Raw genomic sequence first — 14,911 nt, forward strand, 5'->3', positions numbered from 1 at the left:
GAAAGTCGAGAATGCCATGACCAACCCGCTGCGCTACACGGTGAACTGCTCGCTGCTGTTCACCGAGCTTCCGCTGCTGGAGCGCCCGGCGGCCGCCCGGCGGGCCGGCTTCGGCGCCGTCGAGTTCTGGTGGCCGTTCGTCGAGGCGGTGCCTACCGACCGGCACGTCGACGCGTTCGTGTCCGCGATCCAGGACGCCGGCGTCCAGCTGAGCGGCCTGAACTTCTTCGCCGGCGACATGCCCGGCGGCGACCGCGGCCTGGTGTCCTGGCCGAAGCGGTCCGGCGAATTCCGGGACAACATCGACGTCACCGTCGGCATCGGCGAGCGACTCGGCTGCCAGGCCTTCAACGCGCTGTACGGCAACCGCGAGGACGGCCACTCCCCGAGTGAGCAGGACGACCTCGCGGTCGAGAACCTCGCGCTCGCCGCGCAGGCGGCGGCCCGGATCGACGGCGTCGTACTGGTCGAGCCCGTCAGCGGCGCGGACCGGTATCCGCTGCTGACCGCCGCCGACGCGCTGGCCGTGATCGACCGGGTGCAGGCGCCGAACGTCGGGCTGCTCGCGGACCTCTACCACCTCGCGGTCAACGGCGACGGCGTCGACCGGGTGATCGCCGAGCACACCGACCGGATCGCGCACGTGCAGATCGCCGACGCCCCCGGCCGGAACGAGCCCGGCACCGGCACGCTCTCGCTCGCGCGGCAGCTCGACGCGCTCACCGCCAACGGCTACTCGGGCTGGATCGGCCTGGAGTACAAGCCCTCCACCACCACCGTCGACAGCTTCGGCTGGCTGCCGCGCGCCGCCCGCTGACACCTCTTTGGGAGATCTCCGACATGACGAACATCGCCTTCATCGGCCTCGGCATCATGGGCAGCCCGATGGCTGTGCACCTGGCCGCCGCCGGTCACAACGTCGCCGGCCTCGACCGCACTCCCGAGCGCGGCGCTCCGCTGGTCGAGGCCGGCGGCCGGTACGCGACCTCGGTCGCCGACGCGATCAAGGGCGCCGACGTGATCTGCGTGATGGTGCCCGACTCACCCGACGTCGAGGAGGTCCTGGCCGGCGAGGACGGCGTCTTCCAGCACGCCGAGACCGGCTCGCTGATCATCGACTTCTCCAGCATCCGGCCGGACGTCACCCAGTCGCTGGCCGAGCAGGCCCGGGCGCTGGGCTTCCGGATCCTGGACGCTCCCGTCTCCGGTGGTGAGGCCGGCGCAAAGAACGCCGCGCTGTCGATCATGGTCGGCGGCGACGCGGACGACTTCGAGGCCGCCAAGCCGCTGTTCGACGTGGTCGGCAAGACCGTCGTGCACGTCGGCCCGAGCGGGTCCGGCCAGACCGTCAAGGCGGCGAACCAGCTGATCGTTGCCGCCAACATCCAGGCGCTGGCCGAGTCCGTCGTGTTCCTGGAGGCGTACGGCGTCGACACCAAGGCCGCCCTGGAGGTCCTCGGCGGTGGCCTGGCCGGCTCGTCGGTGCTGAACCAGAAGAAGGAGAACATGCTGGGGCGCTCGTTCCAGCCCGGCTTCCGGATCGACCTGCACCACAAGGACATGGGCATCGTCACCGCCGCAGCCCGCGAGGCGGGTGTCGCCGTACCGCTCGGCTCGCTCGTCGCCCAGTTGGTCGCGTCCGCCCGGGCCAACGGTGACGGCGGCCTCGACCACTCCGCGCTGCTGCGTGGCGTGGAGCGCCTGTCCGGAAAGGCGTCGGGCTGATGGCACGCATGCGCGCGGTCGACGCCGCGGTCCTGATCCTGGAGAAGGAAGGTTCCACCCAGACCTTCGGGCTGCCCGGTGCCGCGATCAACCCCTTCTACAGCGCGATGAAGAAGCACGGCGGGATCAAGCACGTGCTGGCCCGCCACGTCGAGGGCGCGTCCCACATGGCCGAGGGCTACACCCGGGCGAAGGCCGGCAACATCGGCGTCTGCATCGGTACGTCGGGACCGGCCGGCACCGACATGATCACCGGGCTGTACTCCGCCTCCGCGGACTCGATCCCGATCCTGTGCATCACCGGCCAGGCGCCGGTCGCCAAGCTGCACAAGGAGGACTTCCAGGCCGTCGACATCGCCTCGATCGCCAAGCCGGTCGCGAAGTGGGCGGTCACGGTGATGGAGCCGGCGCAGGTGCCCGGCACCTTCCAGAAGGCCTTCCAGCTGATGCGGGACGGCCGCCCGGGTCCGGTGCTGATCGACCTGCCGCTGGACGTCCAGCTGGCCGAGATCGACTTCGACATCGAGACGTACGAACCGCTGCCGGTGGCCAAGCCGGCCGCGACGCGGGCACAGGCGGAGAAGGCTCTCGCGATGCTGAACGCCGCGGAGCGGCCGCTGCTCGTGGCCGGTGGCGGGATCATCAACGCGGACGCGTCCGACCTGCTGGTCGAGTTCGCCGAGTTGGTCGGGGTGCCCGTCGTACCGACGCTGATGGGCTGGGGCTCGATCCCGGACGACCACCGGCTGATGGCCGGCATGGTCGGGCTGCAGACCTCGCACCGCTACGGGAACGCGACGCTGCTCGCCTCGGACCTGGTGTTCGGCATCGGCAACCGGTGGGCCAACCGGCACACCGGGTCGGTCGGGACCTACACCGAGGGCCGCAAGTTCATCCACGTCGACATCGAGCCGACGCAGATCGGCCGGGTGTTCTCGCCGGACTACGGCATCGTGTCCGATGCGCGCGCCGCGCTCGAGGTGTTCGTCGAGGTCGCGCGGGAGTGGGTCGCCGACGGTCGCCTGGCGGACCGGTCCGCGTGGGTTGCGGAGTGTCAGGAACGCCGTACGGCGTTGCTGCGCAAGACGCACTTCGACGTCGTGCCGATCAAGCCGCAGCGGGTCTACGAGGAGATGAACCGGGCGTTCGGGCCGGACACCCGCTACGTGTCGACCATCGGGCTGTCGCAGATCCAGGCGGCTCAGATGTTGCACGTCTACCGGCCGCGGCACTGGATCAATGCCGGCCAGGCTGGGCCGCTGGGGTGGACCGTTCCGGCGACGCTGGGGGTCGCGGTGGCGGACCCGGAGAGCACTGTGGTCGCGCTGTCGGGTGACTACGACTTCCAGTTCCTGATCGAGGAGCTGGCGGTCGGCGCGCAGTTCAACATCCCGTACGTCCACGTCGTCGTGAACAACTCCTACCTCGGTCTGATCCGTCAGGCGCAGCGCGGGTTCGACATGGACTTCTGCGTGCAGCTGTCCTTCGAGAACATCAACAGCCCCGAGGTCAACGGCTACGGCGTCGACCACGTCAAGGTCGCCGAAGGCCTGGGCTGCAAGGCCCTCCGGGTCACCGAGCCCGACGAGATCCTGCCCGCCCTGGAGAAGGCCAAGAAGCTCATGGCCGAGTTCCAGGTGCCGGTCGTCGTCGAGGTCATCCTCGAACGCGTCACCAACGTCTCGATGGGCCTGGAGATCGACAACGTGACCGAGTTCGAAGACCTGGCGGAGCGCCCCGAGGACGCCCCGACCGCCATCGCGGTCCGATGACCCGCGTGGTGGTTGCCTCCGACAAGTTCAAGGGCAGCCTCACCAGCAACCAGGTGGCGGTGGCGGTTCGCGAAGGGGTACGGCGTGCCGACCCCGACGTGACCGTGGACGCCGTACCAGTGGCCGACGGCGGCGACGGCACCCTCGCCGCCGCCGTCGCCGCCGGATTCGAACTGGTCGCGGTGACCGTGACCGGCCCGACCGGCTCGCGCGTGCGCAGTGGGTTCGCCCGCCGCGGCGACACCGCAGTCGTAGAGCTCGCGGACGCCTCAGGCCTGGTCCGCCTCCCCGGCGGCCGGTTCGCACCCATGACCGCAACCTCCCGCGGCACCGGCGAGCTGATGGCCGCGGCCATCGACAACGGCTGCACCCGGGTGATCCTGGGCATCGGCGGCAGCGCCTCCACCGACGGCGGCACCGGCCTGGTCCGCGCCATGGGTGCCACCATCAGTGAGGAATCCCTGGAGCTGACCGCACTTCGTGAGCGGATCGCTGGTGTCGAGGTTGTGGTGGCGTGTGACGTCGACAACCCTCTGACCGGGCCGTCGGGTGCTGCAGCTGTCTACGGGCCGCAGAAGGGCGCCGACACCGCCCAAGTCGCGCAGCTGGATGCTGCTCTCGGCCGGTGGGCGGATCTCGTGGCTCGGGAGACCGGGCGTGACCTGCGGGATGTACCCGGGGCCGGGGCAGCGGGTGGAGTGGGGTTTGCGGCGGTCGCCCTGCTGGGGGCCGAACTGCGGCCCGGGATCGGGCTGATGCTCGATCTCGTTCGCTTCCACGAGCAGCTCCAAGGCGCGGACCTCGTAGTCACCGGCGAGGGTGCGCTGGACGAGCAGACGTTGCATGGGAAGGCGGTCGCGGGAGTGGCGGCGGCGGCTCGGGCGGCGGGGGTTCTGGTGGTGGCCGTGTGCGGCACCAATCGGCTCGACCGCCACAGGCTCGAGGAAGCCGGGATCGCGGCCGCCTACGCGTTGACCGACCTCGAGCCCGACGTACGGCGTTGTATCGGCGAGCCGATCCCGCTGCTCCGGCAACTCGGCGAGAAGATCGCGGCCGGTCACCTGCCGAGATCTACGATGACAGCAACCGAGAGGGGCATCGCATGACCTCGCTGGATCTCGTCATCAGGGCTCGCCGCGTGATCACCGCCGCGGGTGAAGCCCCGCATGCGGTCGGGGTGCGGGACGGTCGGATCGCCGCCATAGCGCCGTACGACGCCCAGCTCGACGCCGCCCGAGAGCTGATCCTGGCCGACGACGAGGTGCTGATGCCCGGCCTGGTCGACTCGCACGTGCACGTGAACGACCCCGGTCGCACGGACTGGGAAGGCTTCACCTCCGCGACCCGGGCAGCCGCTGCCGGCGGCGTCACCACGATCATCGACATGCCGCTCAACAGCATCCCGCCGACCTGCGACGTACCTGCGCTGGAGCTGAAGCGGAAGACCGCGGCCGGCCAGGCGTACGTCGACGTCGGCTTCTGGGGCGGCGCTATCCCGGGCAATCTCGCCCAGCTGCGCCCGCTGCACGACGCCGGGGTCTTCGGCTTCAAGTGCTTCCTCCTGCACAGCGGCGTCGACGAGTTCCCGCCGCTGGCGCAGGACGAGCTCAGGCTCGTCATGCGCGAGATCACCGCGTTCGACGGCCTGCTGATCGTGCACGCCGAGGACGCGCACCGGATCGACGACGCACCATCACCGAAGGGCGCCAGCTACCAAGCCTTCCTGCTGTCCCGGCCCCGCGCGGCAGAGACCAAGGCCGTGGCCGGCGTCATCGAGCTCGCCCGACGGACCGGTTGCCGCGTCCACATCCTGCACGTGTCCTGCGCCGACGTCCTCCCGATGATCGCCCGGGCACGACAGTCGGGCGTCCGGATCACCGCCGAGACCTGCCCGCACTACCTGACCTTCACCGCGGAGGAGATCCCCGACGGCGCCACGCAGTACAAGTGCTGCCCGCCGATCCGGGAGGCCGCGAACCGCGAGCTGCTCTGGGACGGCCTGCGCGACGGCGTGATCGACCTGGTCGTGTCCGACCACTCGCCGTCCACGATCGAGCTCAAACGCCTCGACACCGGCGACTTCGGCGAGGCCTGGGGCGGGATCGCCTCCCTCCAGCTCGGCCTCTCCGCCGTCTGGACCGGAGCCCGCGCGCGCGGCTTCACGCTGGCCGACGTCGCACGCTGGATGTGTCAGGCGCCCGCCGTACCGCACAAAGGCAGGATCGAGACCGGGTACGACGCCGACTTCTGCGTCTTCGCCCCGGACGCGACGTTCGTGGTGGACGCGAGCACCCTGCACCACAAGAACGCCATCACCCCGTACGACGGACGTCGGCTCGACGGCGTCGTCCGCAGCACCTGGCTGCGCGGCGCCCTGGTCGACATCGACGCCGGCCCCCGAGGACGGCTGCTGACCCGAGGAGGACACGGATGACCTACTACTCTCCGAGCGGTGGGCTGCCCGCCCAGACCGATCTGACCACCGACCGCGCCGTCTTCACCGAGGCGTACGCCGTCCTGCCGCGCGGGACCATGCGCGACATCGTCACCAGCCGGCTGCCGTTCTGGAACGACACGCGGCTGTGGGTGATCGCGCGGCCGTTGTCCGGGTTCGCCGAGACGTTCTCGCAGTACATCGTGGAGGTCGCGCCGGGCGGTGGCAGTGACAGGCCGGAGACCGACCCGGGCGCCGAGGCGGTCGTGTTCGTTGTCGAGGGCAACGTGACGCTGACGGTCGCCGGTGAGAAGCACGACCTCGGGCCGGGCGGTTACGCGTTCCTGCCGCCGGCGGCCGACTGGACGCTGCACAACACCAGCGAGCAGGTCGCCCGGTTCCACCTGGTCCGGAAGGCGTACGAGCGGGTGGAGGGGATCGACGTCCCCGAGCCGTTCGTCACCAACGAGGTGGACGTCGAGGGTGTGGAGATGCCGGGCACCGAGGGCCGCTGGAAGACGCAGCGGTTCGTCGACCCGGACGACGTACGGCACGACATGCACGTCAACATCGTCAGCTTCGAGCCCGGCGGCGTGATCCCGTTCCCGGAGACGCACGTGATGGAGCACGGCCTGTACGTCCTCGAAGGCAAGGCCGTCTACCTCCTGAACAAGGACTGGGTCGAGGTGCAGGAGGGCGACTTCATGTGGCTCCGCGCCTTCTGCCCCCAGGCCTGCTACGCCGGCGGCCCCGGCCGCTTCCGCTACCTGCTTTACAAGGACGTCAACCGGCACCCGAAGCTGACCCTCTAGAGACTGATCGTCACCGGGCGCTGCGGGGGATGGAGGGGGTCGGTGGCCAGGCGGGCGTGGCGTTCGACGTCGTACCGGGTGCCGTCGTAGGCGAGGCGTTGGCGTTCCAGGCCTTCGTAGAGGAAGCCGGCGCCGGCGGCGACGCTGCAGGAGGCCGGGTTGTTGGTGCGGTGGCCGAGCTCGAGGCGGTAGAGGCCGGCCTCCTGGTGGGCCCAGTTGGCGAGGGCGCGGAGCGCGTCGCGGGCGATGCCCTGGCCGCGGACCTCGGCGAGCGTCCAGTACCAGGTCCAGCCGACCTGGTGCCGGTCGATGTTCGTCACCGCGACGCACCCGATCGGGTGGTCCTCGGCGTCCGCCACGGCGTAGACGTGGCCGTTGTCCAGGTCGGCCACCCGGCCGATCCAGTCGACCGCCGACGCCGTGTCCACGATCCCGCCCTGGTTCACCATCTCGGGATCCTGGTGCGCCGCCGACAACCGCAGCGCGTCCGCCGTTCGCCACCGCCGAAGATCCAGCTGCCCCAGCGCATATCCCATCCATGAAATCTACCGCCGACGCTGCCTGGGCAAACCCTCTCCCGGCGCGTACACCCTTCCGCGCGCGGCCCCGACCCGGCCGGGGCAGGATAGGCCGCATGGCATATCTGGATTTCAGGGATCAGGTCGTCGTGGTGACCGGCGCGAGCAGCGGGATCGGGGCCGCGGCGGCGGTCGGGTTCGCCGAGACCGGGGCGACGGTCGCGCTGCACTACCACCGCAACTCCGAGGGCGCGAAGCACACGCTGGGCGCAGTCCAGACCGCCGGCGGTACGGCGACCGTCCACCAGGCGGACCTGGCCGACCCGGTGTCGGCGGGCAAGCTGATCGACGATGTGCTCGCCGAGCACGGCCGGATCGACGTGCTGGTGAACAACGCCGGTGACCTGATCAACCGCGCACCGGTCAGCGAGGTGCCGGACGAGGAGTTCCACCGGATCCTGGACGTGAACCTGACCTCGGTGTTCGCGCTCTCCCGCCGGATCGTGCCGGTGTTCCGGACCCAGGGTGGCGGCACCATCATCAACGTCACCTCGATCGCCGGCCGGCACGGCGGTGGCGGTGGCTCGGTCGTGTACGCGACCAGCAAGGGCGCGGTCAGCACGTTCACCCGCGGCCTGGCCAAGGAACTCGCCCCCGAGGGGATCCGGGTCAACGCCATCTCACCCGGCGTGATCAAGACGCCGTTCCACGACCGGCACACGGGCGAGGAGCAGATGAACGGCATGATCGCCACCATCCCGATGGGCCGCACCGGCACCCCGCACGAGTGCGTCGGCACCATCCTGTTCCTCGCCTCGGACGCGATGAGCTCCTACGTCACCGGCCAGATCATCGAGGTCAACGGCGGCCAGTTGATGCCCTAGGCAACCGGCCGGAACAGGGCGTTGTGGTCCAGCACCTCCCCGGTGGGCCGATACCCGAGCCGAGCGAGTACGGCGTGCAGTCGCGTACGCGTCTCCGGCCTCTTGTCCTCCACCAGCAGGGCCCGTGGTCGCAGCCGCGTCAGGGTTTGCGTGGCTCCGGAGAGGGCAGCCAGCTCGGCGCCCTCGATGTCCATCTTCACGATGTCGAGCCGGTCGAGTCCGTGGTCCCGGGACCAGTCGTCCAGCGTGACCACGGGCACCTCCTGTACCACGGTCCCGTCGCCGTAGAGGGATCGCACACCGGCGTCAGCCTCGTCGTACCGGCTGTCCGCTCTGAGCGCCGCGTAGCTCGCGCGCTCCCCGAGTGCGGCCGACACGATCTCCACCTGCAGGCTGTTGCGCTCCGCCCCGGCGCGGAGCTTGGCCAGGCAGTCCGTGGCCGGCTCGAACGCGATCACGCGGCCGCCACCTATGCGCTTCAAGCGCTTGGCGGCGGTGAGAGCGTGCAGGCCGATGTTCGCTCCTACGTCGAGCATGACGTCGCCCTGCCGCAGTTCGCGCAGCAGGAATCGGCGGACAGTTGGCTCGTAGCGGCCCGCGTAGTAGAGGACCGCTTGCAGGTTGTCGCGTAGGTCCAGCTCGAGTTGCAGGCCCTGGCGTCGTACCGAGACTGTGGGAGTCGCCCAGTCGGGAGAGACCTTGACGAGCCACGGGTTGGCGTCGGTCAGGCGGGGCGAGATGCGCAGGGCGACTCGATGTACTCCGGCGTCGGTGCGGCCCTCGATGGCGCCGGCGAGGCGGGCGGTCCGGCGGGCGGCGTGTGGGCTCAGCGCACGTGCGAGGACGTGCGCTGAGCGCCACAGAAGTTGCGTCACCTACGCCTGGTACCCGATCGCGGCCGGCCTACTGCGAGAGGGTGCGGTAGCGGTGGGCGGACAGCGGGAGGAAGACGGCGATCAGGACGAGAGGAGAGACGATCGCCGCGATCTCTGCGTGGTTGCCGATCCAGGTTGCCGTTGCTGATGGGTCCGGGTTGCCGAACAGGGCTCGGGACGCGGTAGCCGTTGCGGACAACGGGTTCCACTGGGCGATGGTGCCGAGCCAGTCGGGCATCGTCGACGTGGCGACGAACGCGCTGGACAGGAAGCCGATCGGCCAGACCAGCACCTGCACCACTGTCACGCTCTGCGCGTTCTTCACCGACAGCCCGATGAAGATCCCGACCCACAGCAACGCGAACCGCAGCAAGAGCAGCAACCCGAAGGCCGCAAGTGCCGCCGGCAGCCCCTCGTGCCAGCGCCACCCGAGCGCGAGCCCGGCCGCGGCCAGCACGATCAGCGTGACCACCGAGTCGAGCATGTCCGCGATGCACCGGCCCAGCACCACGGCCGTCGAGTTCATCGGCAGCGACCGGAACCGGTCCGTCACCCCCTTGTCCTTGTCCGTGGTCACCGCCGTCATCGTGCCCTCGAGCCCGAACAGCATCGCCAGCGCGAAGATCCCGGGCACCAGCAGCTCGTAGTACGACTCGCCCTCGGGGAAGTCCATCGCCCCGCCGAGCAGGCTGCCGAACATCAGCAGCATCAGCACCGGGAACAACCAGTTGAAGACGATCAGGCCCGGCTGGTTGCGCCAGTGCGTCAGCGTCCGCCGCGCGATCGTCCAGCTGTCCGCCAAGGTCCACCCGAGCGTACTCATCCACGTCCTCGCTTCGCTCCGGGCGCGGATGAGGACACGAGCCGCCTGTGCTTGATGATGAACTCGCTCCGCTCGTTCATGCCGCCACCTCCGGCCCGGTCAGGTGCAGGAACACTTCGTCCAGCGTCGGTCTGCGCAGCGTGATGTCCTCCGGTTCGATCTTTGCCTCGTGCAAGGAATTCGCAATCGTCACCAGCGCCCGCGTCCGGTCCTTCACCGGCACGCTGATCCGGACGTCGGTCACCCGGATCTCGCCGTCCGCCAGGGGCTTTGCCAGCTCGATCACCTGCGTCACGTCGGCGGGATCCGCCAGCACCAGGTCCAGCCAGTCGGACCCGAGCTGGGTCTTCAACTCGTCCGGGGTGCCCTCGGCCACCACCTTCCCGGCCTTGAGCATCGAGATCCGGTTCGCCAGCTGATCCGCCTCCTCCAGGTACTGCGTGGTCAGCAGCACCGTCGTCCCGCCGTCGACCAGCTGCCGGACGGCGTTCCACACCTCGATCCGGCCGGCCGGGTCCAGCCCGGTGGTCGGCTCGTCGACGAACAGCACCGACGGCGCCACGATCAGGCTGGCCGCCAGGTCGAGCCGCCGCCGCATCCCGCCGGAGTACTTCGTGACCGCCTGCCCGGCCGCCTCGGTCAGGCTGAACCGCTCGAGCAACTCGTCCGCCCGCCGGACCGAGGCCGCGTGGCCCAGGTGGTTCAGCCGGCCGAACATGACCAGGTTCTGCCGGCCGGTCAGCACCTCGTCGACCGCCGCGTACTGGCCGACGAGCCCGATCCGGCGCCGTACCTCGGCACCCTGCCGGCGAACGTCGTACCCCGCGATCGTCGCGGTGCCGGAGTCCATCTCGAGCAGCGTGGACAGGATCCGCACCGCTGTCGTCTTGCCGGCGCCGTTGGGCCCGAGCAGGCCCGTCACGGTGCCGGCCGTGACCTCCAGGTCGAAACCGTTCAGCCCCGCCCCCTCGGTACCGCCCTTGTAGTTCTTCCGTACGCCGACGGCCTCGATCACACGTTCCGTAGTCACTTCCCACCTCTCGCCGAATGAATCGTAGGGTGTACCGTACACCGTACGACTCAGGTACGATGCGGTCAACGACGAGCGGTTGGAGTTTGTTCCCTTGAGTCCGAAGAAGTCGGCCGCGCCCGATCCGGCGCGCAGTCTGGCGCTGCTGTGGGGCAGTCACACCAAGCCCGGCCGGTCCGGCCTGACCGTGCGCTCGATCGTCGGCACCGCGATCGAGTTAGCGGACACGCAAGGGCTCGACGCGGTGTCCATGCGGACCGTCGCGGAGCAGCTGAAGGTCGGCACGATGTCGCTCTACACGCACGTGCCGGGCAAGGGTGAACTGACCGACCTGATGTTCGACAGCGTGTACGGCGACCTGTACGCCGACGTCGACGAGCCGGCCCGGCAGTCAGGAGGCTGGCGAGGAGCGCTGGAGTTCATCGCTCAGCGCAACTGGGACGTCCTGGTGAAGCATCCGTGGATCCACGAGGTCCCGACGATGCGGAACGCGCTCGGGCCGAACATCACCTTGAAGTACGAAGCCGAGCTCCGTCCGCTGGACGGGCTCGGCCTCACCGACGTGGAGATGGACTCCGCGCTGACGCTCGTCCTCACCCACGTCCACGGCACCGCCCGCGCGGGTGCGGAGCAACTCCGCACCCAGCGCGAGACCGGTCTGTCCGACCAGGAGTGGTGGCGGGAGATCTCACCCACGCTCACCTACGTCATGGCCGGTGCGGCCGACCGATTCCCGGTGGCCGGCCGCGTCGGCACCTCGGTCGGCGAGCACTTCCAGTCCGTCATCGATCCCGCGCATGCGCTGCAATTCGGGCTGACCCGGATCCTGGACGGGATCGAACTGCTGATCGCTAGCCGTTGAGCAGGTCCTCGAACGGGGTGGGGTTCTCGTACGGGTCGGCCTGGGCCGGGGTCTCGTGGTGGAGGACGGCTACCAGCTCGGTTGCGGCCTGGGCGATGCGGGTGCGGAGCTTGGTGGCGCCGCTGCCCCAGTCGGTGGAGGCGGCGTACACGCCGGTCGCGACCGGGAGCGCCTTCAGGTAGGCGAACAGCGGCCGCAGGGCGAAGTCGAGCACCAGGGAGTGTCGCTCGGTGCCGCCGGTCGCGGCGAGCAGCACGGGCTTGCCGGCCAGCGCCTTGTCGTCGAGCACGTCGAAGAACATCTTGAACAGCCCGCTGTACGACGCGCTGAACGTCGGCGTCACCGCGATCAGGGCGTCGGCCTTGGTGACTGTGTCGAGCACTTTGCCGAGCTCGGCCGTCGGGAAGCCGGTGAGCAGGTTGTTGGTCAGGTCGTGGGCGTGGTCCCGCACCTCGATCAGCTCGACCCGCGACTCGATCCCGCGACCCGACAGCTCGTCGCGCACCGCGGCGGCCAGTTGGTCGGCGAGCAGCCGGGACGACGAAGGGGTCGTCAGCCCGGCCGTCACCACGGCGATCACACGTTCGGTCATACCGTCGGCTCCTCGATCGTCTCCAGGTCCCGCGCCCGCTCGGCCGCGGCCTTCAGGGAGGGGTGCGTCGGCGCGTCCGGCACGTGCGCCGGCTTCTTCGCGGCGAACTCCTTGCGCAGCACCGGCACGACCTCCTCGCCGAGGATGTCCAGCTGCTCGAGCACGGTCTTCAACGGCAGTCCGGCGTGGTCGATCAGGAACAGCTGCCGCTGGTAGTCACCGAAGTGCTCCCGGAAGGTCAGCGTCCGCTCGATCACTTCCTGCGGGCTGCCGACCGTCAACGGCGTCTCCCGGCTGAAGTCCTCCAGCGACGGGCCGTGCCCGTAGACCGGCGCGTTGTCGAAGTACGGCCGGAACTCCCGGACCGCGTCCTGCGAGTTCTTCCGCATGAAGACCTGGCCGCCGAGGCCGACGATCGCCTGGTCCGCGGCGCCGTGCCCGTAGTGCTCGAAGCGGCTGCGGTAGAGCTCGATCATCCGCTTGGTGTGGGTGACCGGCCAGAAGATGTTGTTGTGGAAGAACCCGTCACCGTAGTAGGCCGCCTGCTCGGCGATCTCGGGCGAGCGGATCGACCCGTGCCACACGAACGGAGGTACGCCGTCCAGCGGCCGCGGCGTCGCGGTGAAGCCCTGCAGCGGCGTCCGGAACTTGCCCTCCCAGTCGACCACGTCCTCACGCCACAGCCGGCGCAGCAGCGCGTAGTTCTCCACTGCGAGCCCGATGCCGTTGCGGATGTCCTGGCCGAACCACGGGTACACCGGGCCGGTGTTGCCGCGACCCATCATCAGGTCGACCCGGCCGTCGGCCAGGTGCTGCAGCATCGCGTAGTCCTCGGCGATCTTCACCGGGTCGTTGGTGGTGATCAGGGTGGTCGCGGTGGACAGCACGATCCTCGACGTCTTCGCCGCGATGAACCCGAGTTGCGTGGTGGGGGAGGACGGCACGAACGGCGGGTTGTGGTGCTCGCCCTGCGCGAACACGTCCAGGCCCACCTCCTCGGCCTTCAGCGCGATCGCGACCATGGCCTTGATCCGCTCGGCCTCGCTCACCGTCTGACCGGTGGTCGGGTCCTCGGTCACGTCGCCGACGCTGAACACACCGAACTGCATCTGTCCTCCTCCAGACTGTAGTAGTTCACTATTAAACTACCTCTGACCTGCACAACGCCATTCCATGGTCGGGGCATTCCCCGCGACCGGCACGCCGCGCAGCGTCAGCTCAGACGCGGTGGGGCTTGAGCAGTTCGTCGTCACCGGTGAGCGCCGCCGCGATCCGGCGGTGCTTGCCGGCCTCGTCGGCCCGCGACTGCCGCTCGAGCGTCCGCGCCAGCATCAGGTGCGCGTAGTACTCGGTCGGCTCCCGCTCGATGACCTCCAGCAGGTGCTCCTCGGCCGGCTTCAGCAAGGCCGCGTGGTAGTAGGCGCGGGCGAGCAGCAGCCGCGTGCCGACATCGTCCGGAGTCTCCTCCACCACCGGCCGCAGCGCCCGGATCGCGCCACGGTAGTCCCGCTCGTCGAAGTATTGCTGCCCGAGCCCATAGCTCAACGCACGCAGATCTTCCATCGCGAGAACCTCCTGTCTGGTGGGGGACAAGACAGGAACGCCGACCGGCGCAAACCTATTCCGGCCGCACCGCGGCCGCCGCCCGGGATCGGGCTTCGAGGAATCTTTGGGCGGGGTCGCCGCCGAGATAGCCCCAGGGCTGCTCGGTCGGGCGCTCGCCGAGCTGCCGGAAGACTGCTCCCGCGGCCGAGGGATCCTCGCTCAGGCTGAAGGCCAGGGCGAAGATGTTCAGCGCAGCGGCGGATCCGGGGCGGAGGTCGGCGGCCGGGTGCCAGATCGAGTGCTCGGCGGCGGTCCGCAGGTCGGCCCGGACGTTCGGCTGGGTCATGTAGCCGGTCGTCTGGTTCGCGTCCAGCTCGGGGGTGCTCTCGAGGTGCGCGAGCGCGACCAGGGCGTGCACCATGCTGCCGTCCGGGCTGCGGGTCGCGGTGTCGCGGGCGAACTGGTGCATCCACTCGTCACTGCCGAACCACTTCTTGCAGAGGGTCTGCATCCACTCGTGGTTCGCCTTCCAGTGGCTCGGGTGCCGTTTCGTCGCTTCCCGGTACCGGAACTCGCCGTCGTCCAACGGCAACTGCAGTCCGCGCGCGGTCCGGATCAGGAACGCCCACGCGGACACCTCGTCCGGGTCGCGGCTGATCACGTCGTACAGGTACGACTCGGCGAGGCGGAGGCGCTCGAAGAAGAGCTCGAAGCGATCGCGGGAGGTGTACTGCGCGCGGTAGCCGCCGCGGGCGTCCCAGGCCCAGTGCACGGCGTGCGCACCGCGGACCAGCTGCGCGAGGTTGTCATCGGACGTGTGGAACCCGATCCACCCCTGGACGCCGGGCACTGCGCCGCAGACGTCCAGGTAGAACGCGCGGTCGTCGGGGTGCTCGGTGGCGGCCAGTACGGCGCGGGCGGCGGGCCACTCGCGGTTCTCGAGGGCGTCGTACAGCCGGCGGGCGGTGGGATCGCCGAGGCACGGATCGAGAACCATGGTGGGCGGGGGAGGTGTCTTCCGTCGCCACTTCATCGGCGT

The 14,911-nt window shown here is 69.8% G+C and carries 16 protein-coding genes; 8 read left to right on the forward strand and 8 right to left on the reverse strand.

The window, feature by feature from the left end:
• Positions 1–16: 16 nt before the first annotated feature.
• Genes AB0H36_RS08800 through AB0H36_RS08825 form a run of 6 tightly spaced genes read left to right on the forward strand, consistent with a single transcriptional unit; the run spans position 17 to position 6,743 of the window.
• Entirely contained in the window at positions 17–817 is an 801-nt protein-coding gene (locus AB0H36_RS08800; RefSeq protein WP_360518879.1) for a TIM barrel protein, read from the forward strand.
• Between the two features lie 23 nt (positions 818–840).
• Positions 841–1,725 carry a 2-hydroxy-3-oxopropionate reductase gene (locus AB0H36_RS08805; RefSeq protein ID WP_360518882.1) on the forward strand — a complete coding sequence of 295 codons (885 nt, stop codon included), beginning with the start codon at positions 841–843 and terminating at the stop codon, positions 1,723–1,725.
• Positions 1,725–3,497 carry a glyoxylate carboligase gene (gene gcl, locus AB0H36_RS08810; protein ID WP_360518885.1) on the forward strand — a complete coding sequence of 591 codons (1,773 nt, stop codon included), beginning with the start codon at positions 1,725–1,727 and terminating at the stop codon, positions 3,495–3,497. The genes AB0H36_RS08805 and gcl overlap by 1 nt, the downstream gene beginning before the upstream one ends.
• A complete protein-coding gene (locus AB0H36_RS08815) occupies positions 3,494–4,603 on the forward strand; it encodes a glycerate kinase (RefSeq protein ID WP_360518888.1) in 1,110 nt (369 codons plus the stop codon). Before gcl ends, AB0H36_RS08815 begins: the two co-directional genes overlap by 4 nt.
• Positions 4,600–5,931, forward strand: a complete 1,332-nt coding sequence (gene allB / locus AB0H36_RS08820; protein ID WP_360518891.1) for an allantoinase AllB — start codon at positions 4,600–4,602, stop codon at positions 5,929–5,931. The genes AB0H36_RS08815 and allB overlap by 4 nt, the downstream gene beginning before the upstream one ends.
• Positions 5,928–6,743, forward strand: coding sequence for a bifunctional allantoicase/(S)-ureidoglycine aminohydrolase (locus tag AB0H36_RS08825; protein WP_360518894.1), 816 nt, complete (start codon positions 5,928–5,930; stop codon positions 6,741–6,743). Before allB ends, AB0H36_RS08825 begins: the two co-directional genes overlap by 4 nt.
• On the opposite strand, the gene AB0H36_RS08830 is transcribed toward AB0H36_RS08825, so the two are convergent.
• Complete coding sequence (locus tag AB0H36_RS08830; protein WP_360518897.1) at positions 6,740–7,279, reverse strand: GNAT family protein; 540 nt, start codon at positions 7,277–7,279, stop codon at positions 6,740–6,742. The two genes, AB0H36_RS08825 and AB0H36_RS08830, sit on opposite strands and share 4 nt — an antisense overlap.
• A 98-nt stretch (positions 7,280–7,377) precedes the next feature.
• Between AB0H36_RS08830 and AB0H36_RS08835 the strand changes: the two genes are divergently transcribed.
• A complete protein-coding gene (locus AB0H36_RS08835) occupies positions 7,378–8,145 on the forward strand; it encodes a glucose 1-dehydrogenase (RefSeq protein ID WP_360518900.1) in 768 nt (255 codons plus the stop codon).
• Here the strand turns inward: AB0H36_RS08835 and AB0H36_RS08840 are convergent.
• The 3 genes from AB0H36_RS08840 to AB0H36_RS08850 all read right to left on the reverse strand — a co-directional run bounded on the left by AB0H36_RS08840 (position 8,142) and on the right by AB0H36_RS08850 (position 10,873).
• Positions 8,142–9,020, reverse strand: a complete 879-nt coding sequence (locus AB0H36_RS08840) for an FkbM family methyltransferase (protein WP_360518903.1) — start codon at positions 9,018–9,020, stop codon at positions 8,142–8,144. The two genes, AB0H36_RS08835 and AB0H36_RS08840, sit on opposite strands and share 4 nt — an antisense overlap.
• A gap of 28 nt (positions 9,021–9,048) precedes the next feature.
• A complete protein-coding gene (locus AB0H36_RS08845; protein WP_360518906.1) occupies positions 9,049–9,843 on the reverse strand; it encodes an ABC transporter permease in 795 nt (264 codons plus the stop codon).
• A 76-nt stretch (positions 9,844–9,919) separates the two neighbouring features.
• The gene (locus AB0H36_RS08850; protein ID WP_360518909.1) at positions 9,920–10,873 is read right to left on the reverse strand and encodes an ATP-binding cassette domain-containing protein; all 954 of its coding nucleotides are present in this window, start codon (positions 10,871–10,873) and stop codon (positions 9,920–9,922) included.
• 94 nt (positions 10,874–10,967) lie between these two features.
• Between AB0H36_RS08850 and AB0H36_RS08855 the strand changes: the two genes are divergently transcribed.
• Positions 10,968–11,735, forward strand: a complete 768-nt coding sequence (locus tag AB0H36_RS08855) for a TetR/AcrR family transcriptional regulator (protein ID WP_360518912.1) — start codon at positions 10,968–10,970, stop codon at positions 11,733–11,735.
• On the opposite strand, the gene AB0H36_RS08860 is transcribed toward AB0H36_RS08855, so the two are convergent.
• The 4 genes from AB0H36_RS08860 to AB0H36_RS08875 form a co-directional block, all read right to left on the reverse strand.
• Entirely contained in the window at positions 11,725–12,327 is a 603-nt protein-coding gene (locus AB0H36_RS08860) for an FMN reductase (protein WP_360518915.1), read from the reverse strand. The genes AB0H36_RS08855 and AB0H36_RS08860 overlap by 11 nt on opposite strands.
• On the reverse strand, positions 12,324–13,436 hold the full coding sequence (locus AB0H36_RS08865; protein WP_360518918.1) for an LLM class flavin-dependent oxidoreductase: 1,113 nt from the start codon (positions 13,434–13,436) through the stop codon (positions 12,324–12,326). Before AB0H36_RS08865 ends, AB0H36_RS08860 begins: the two co-directional genes overlap by 4 nt.
• 109 nt (positions 13,437–13,545) lie before the next feature.
• Positions 13,546–13,890, reverse strand: a complete 345-nt coding sequence (locus AB0H36_RS08870) for a tetratricopeptide repeat protein (RefSeq protein ID WP_360518921.1) — start codon at positions 13,888–13,890, stop codon at positions 13,546–13,548.
• A gap of 55 nt (positions 13,891–13,945) precedes the next feature.
• Complete coding sequence (locus tag AB0H36_RS08875; protein ID WP_360518924.1) at positions 13,946–14,905, reverse strand: hypothetical protein; 960 nt, start codon at positions 14,903–14,905, stop codon at positions 13,946–13,948.
• Between the last annotated feature and the right edge of the window lie 6 nt (positions 14,906–14,911).

The organism is Kribbella sp. NPDC050820 (genome assembly GCF_040653975.1).
Lineage (GTDB): Bacteria > Actinomycetota > Actinomycetes > Propionibacteriales > Kribbellaceae > Kribbella.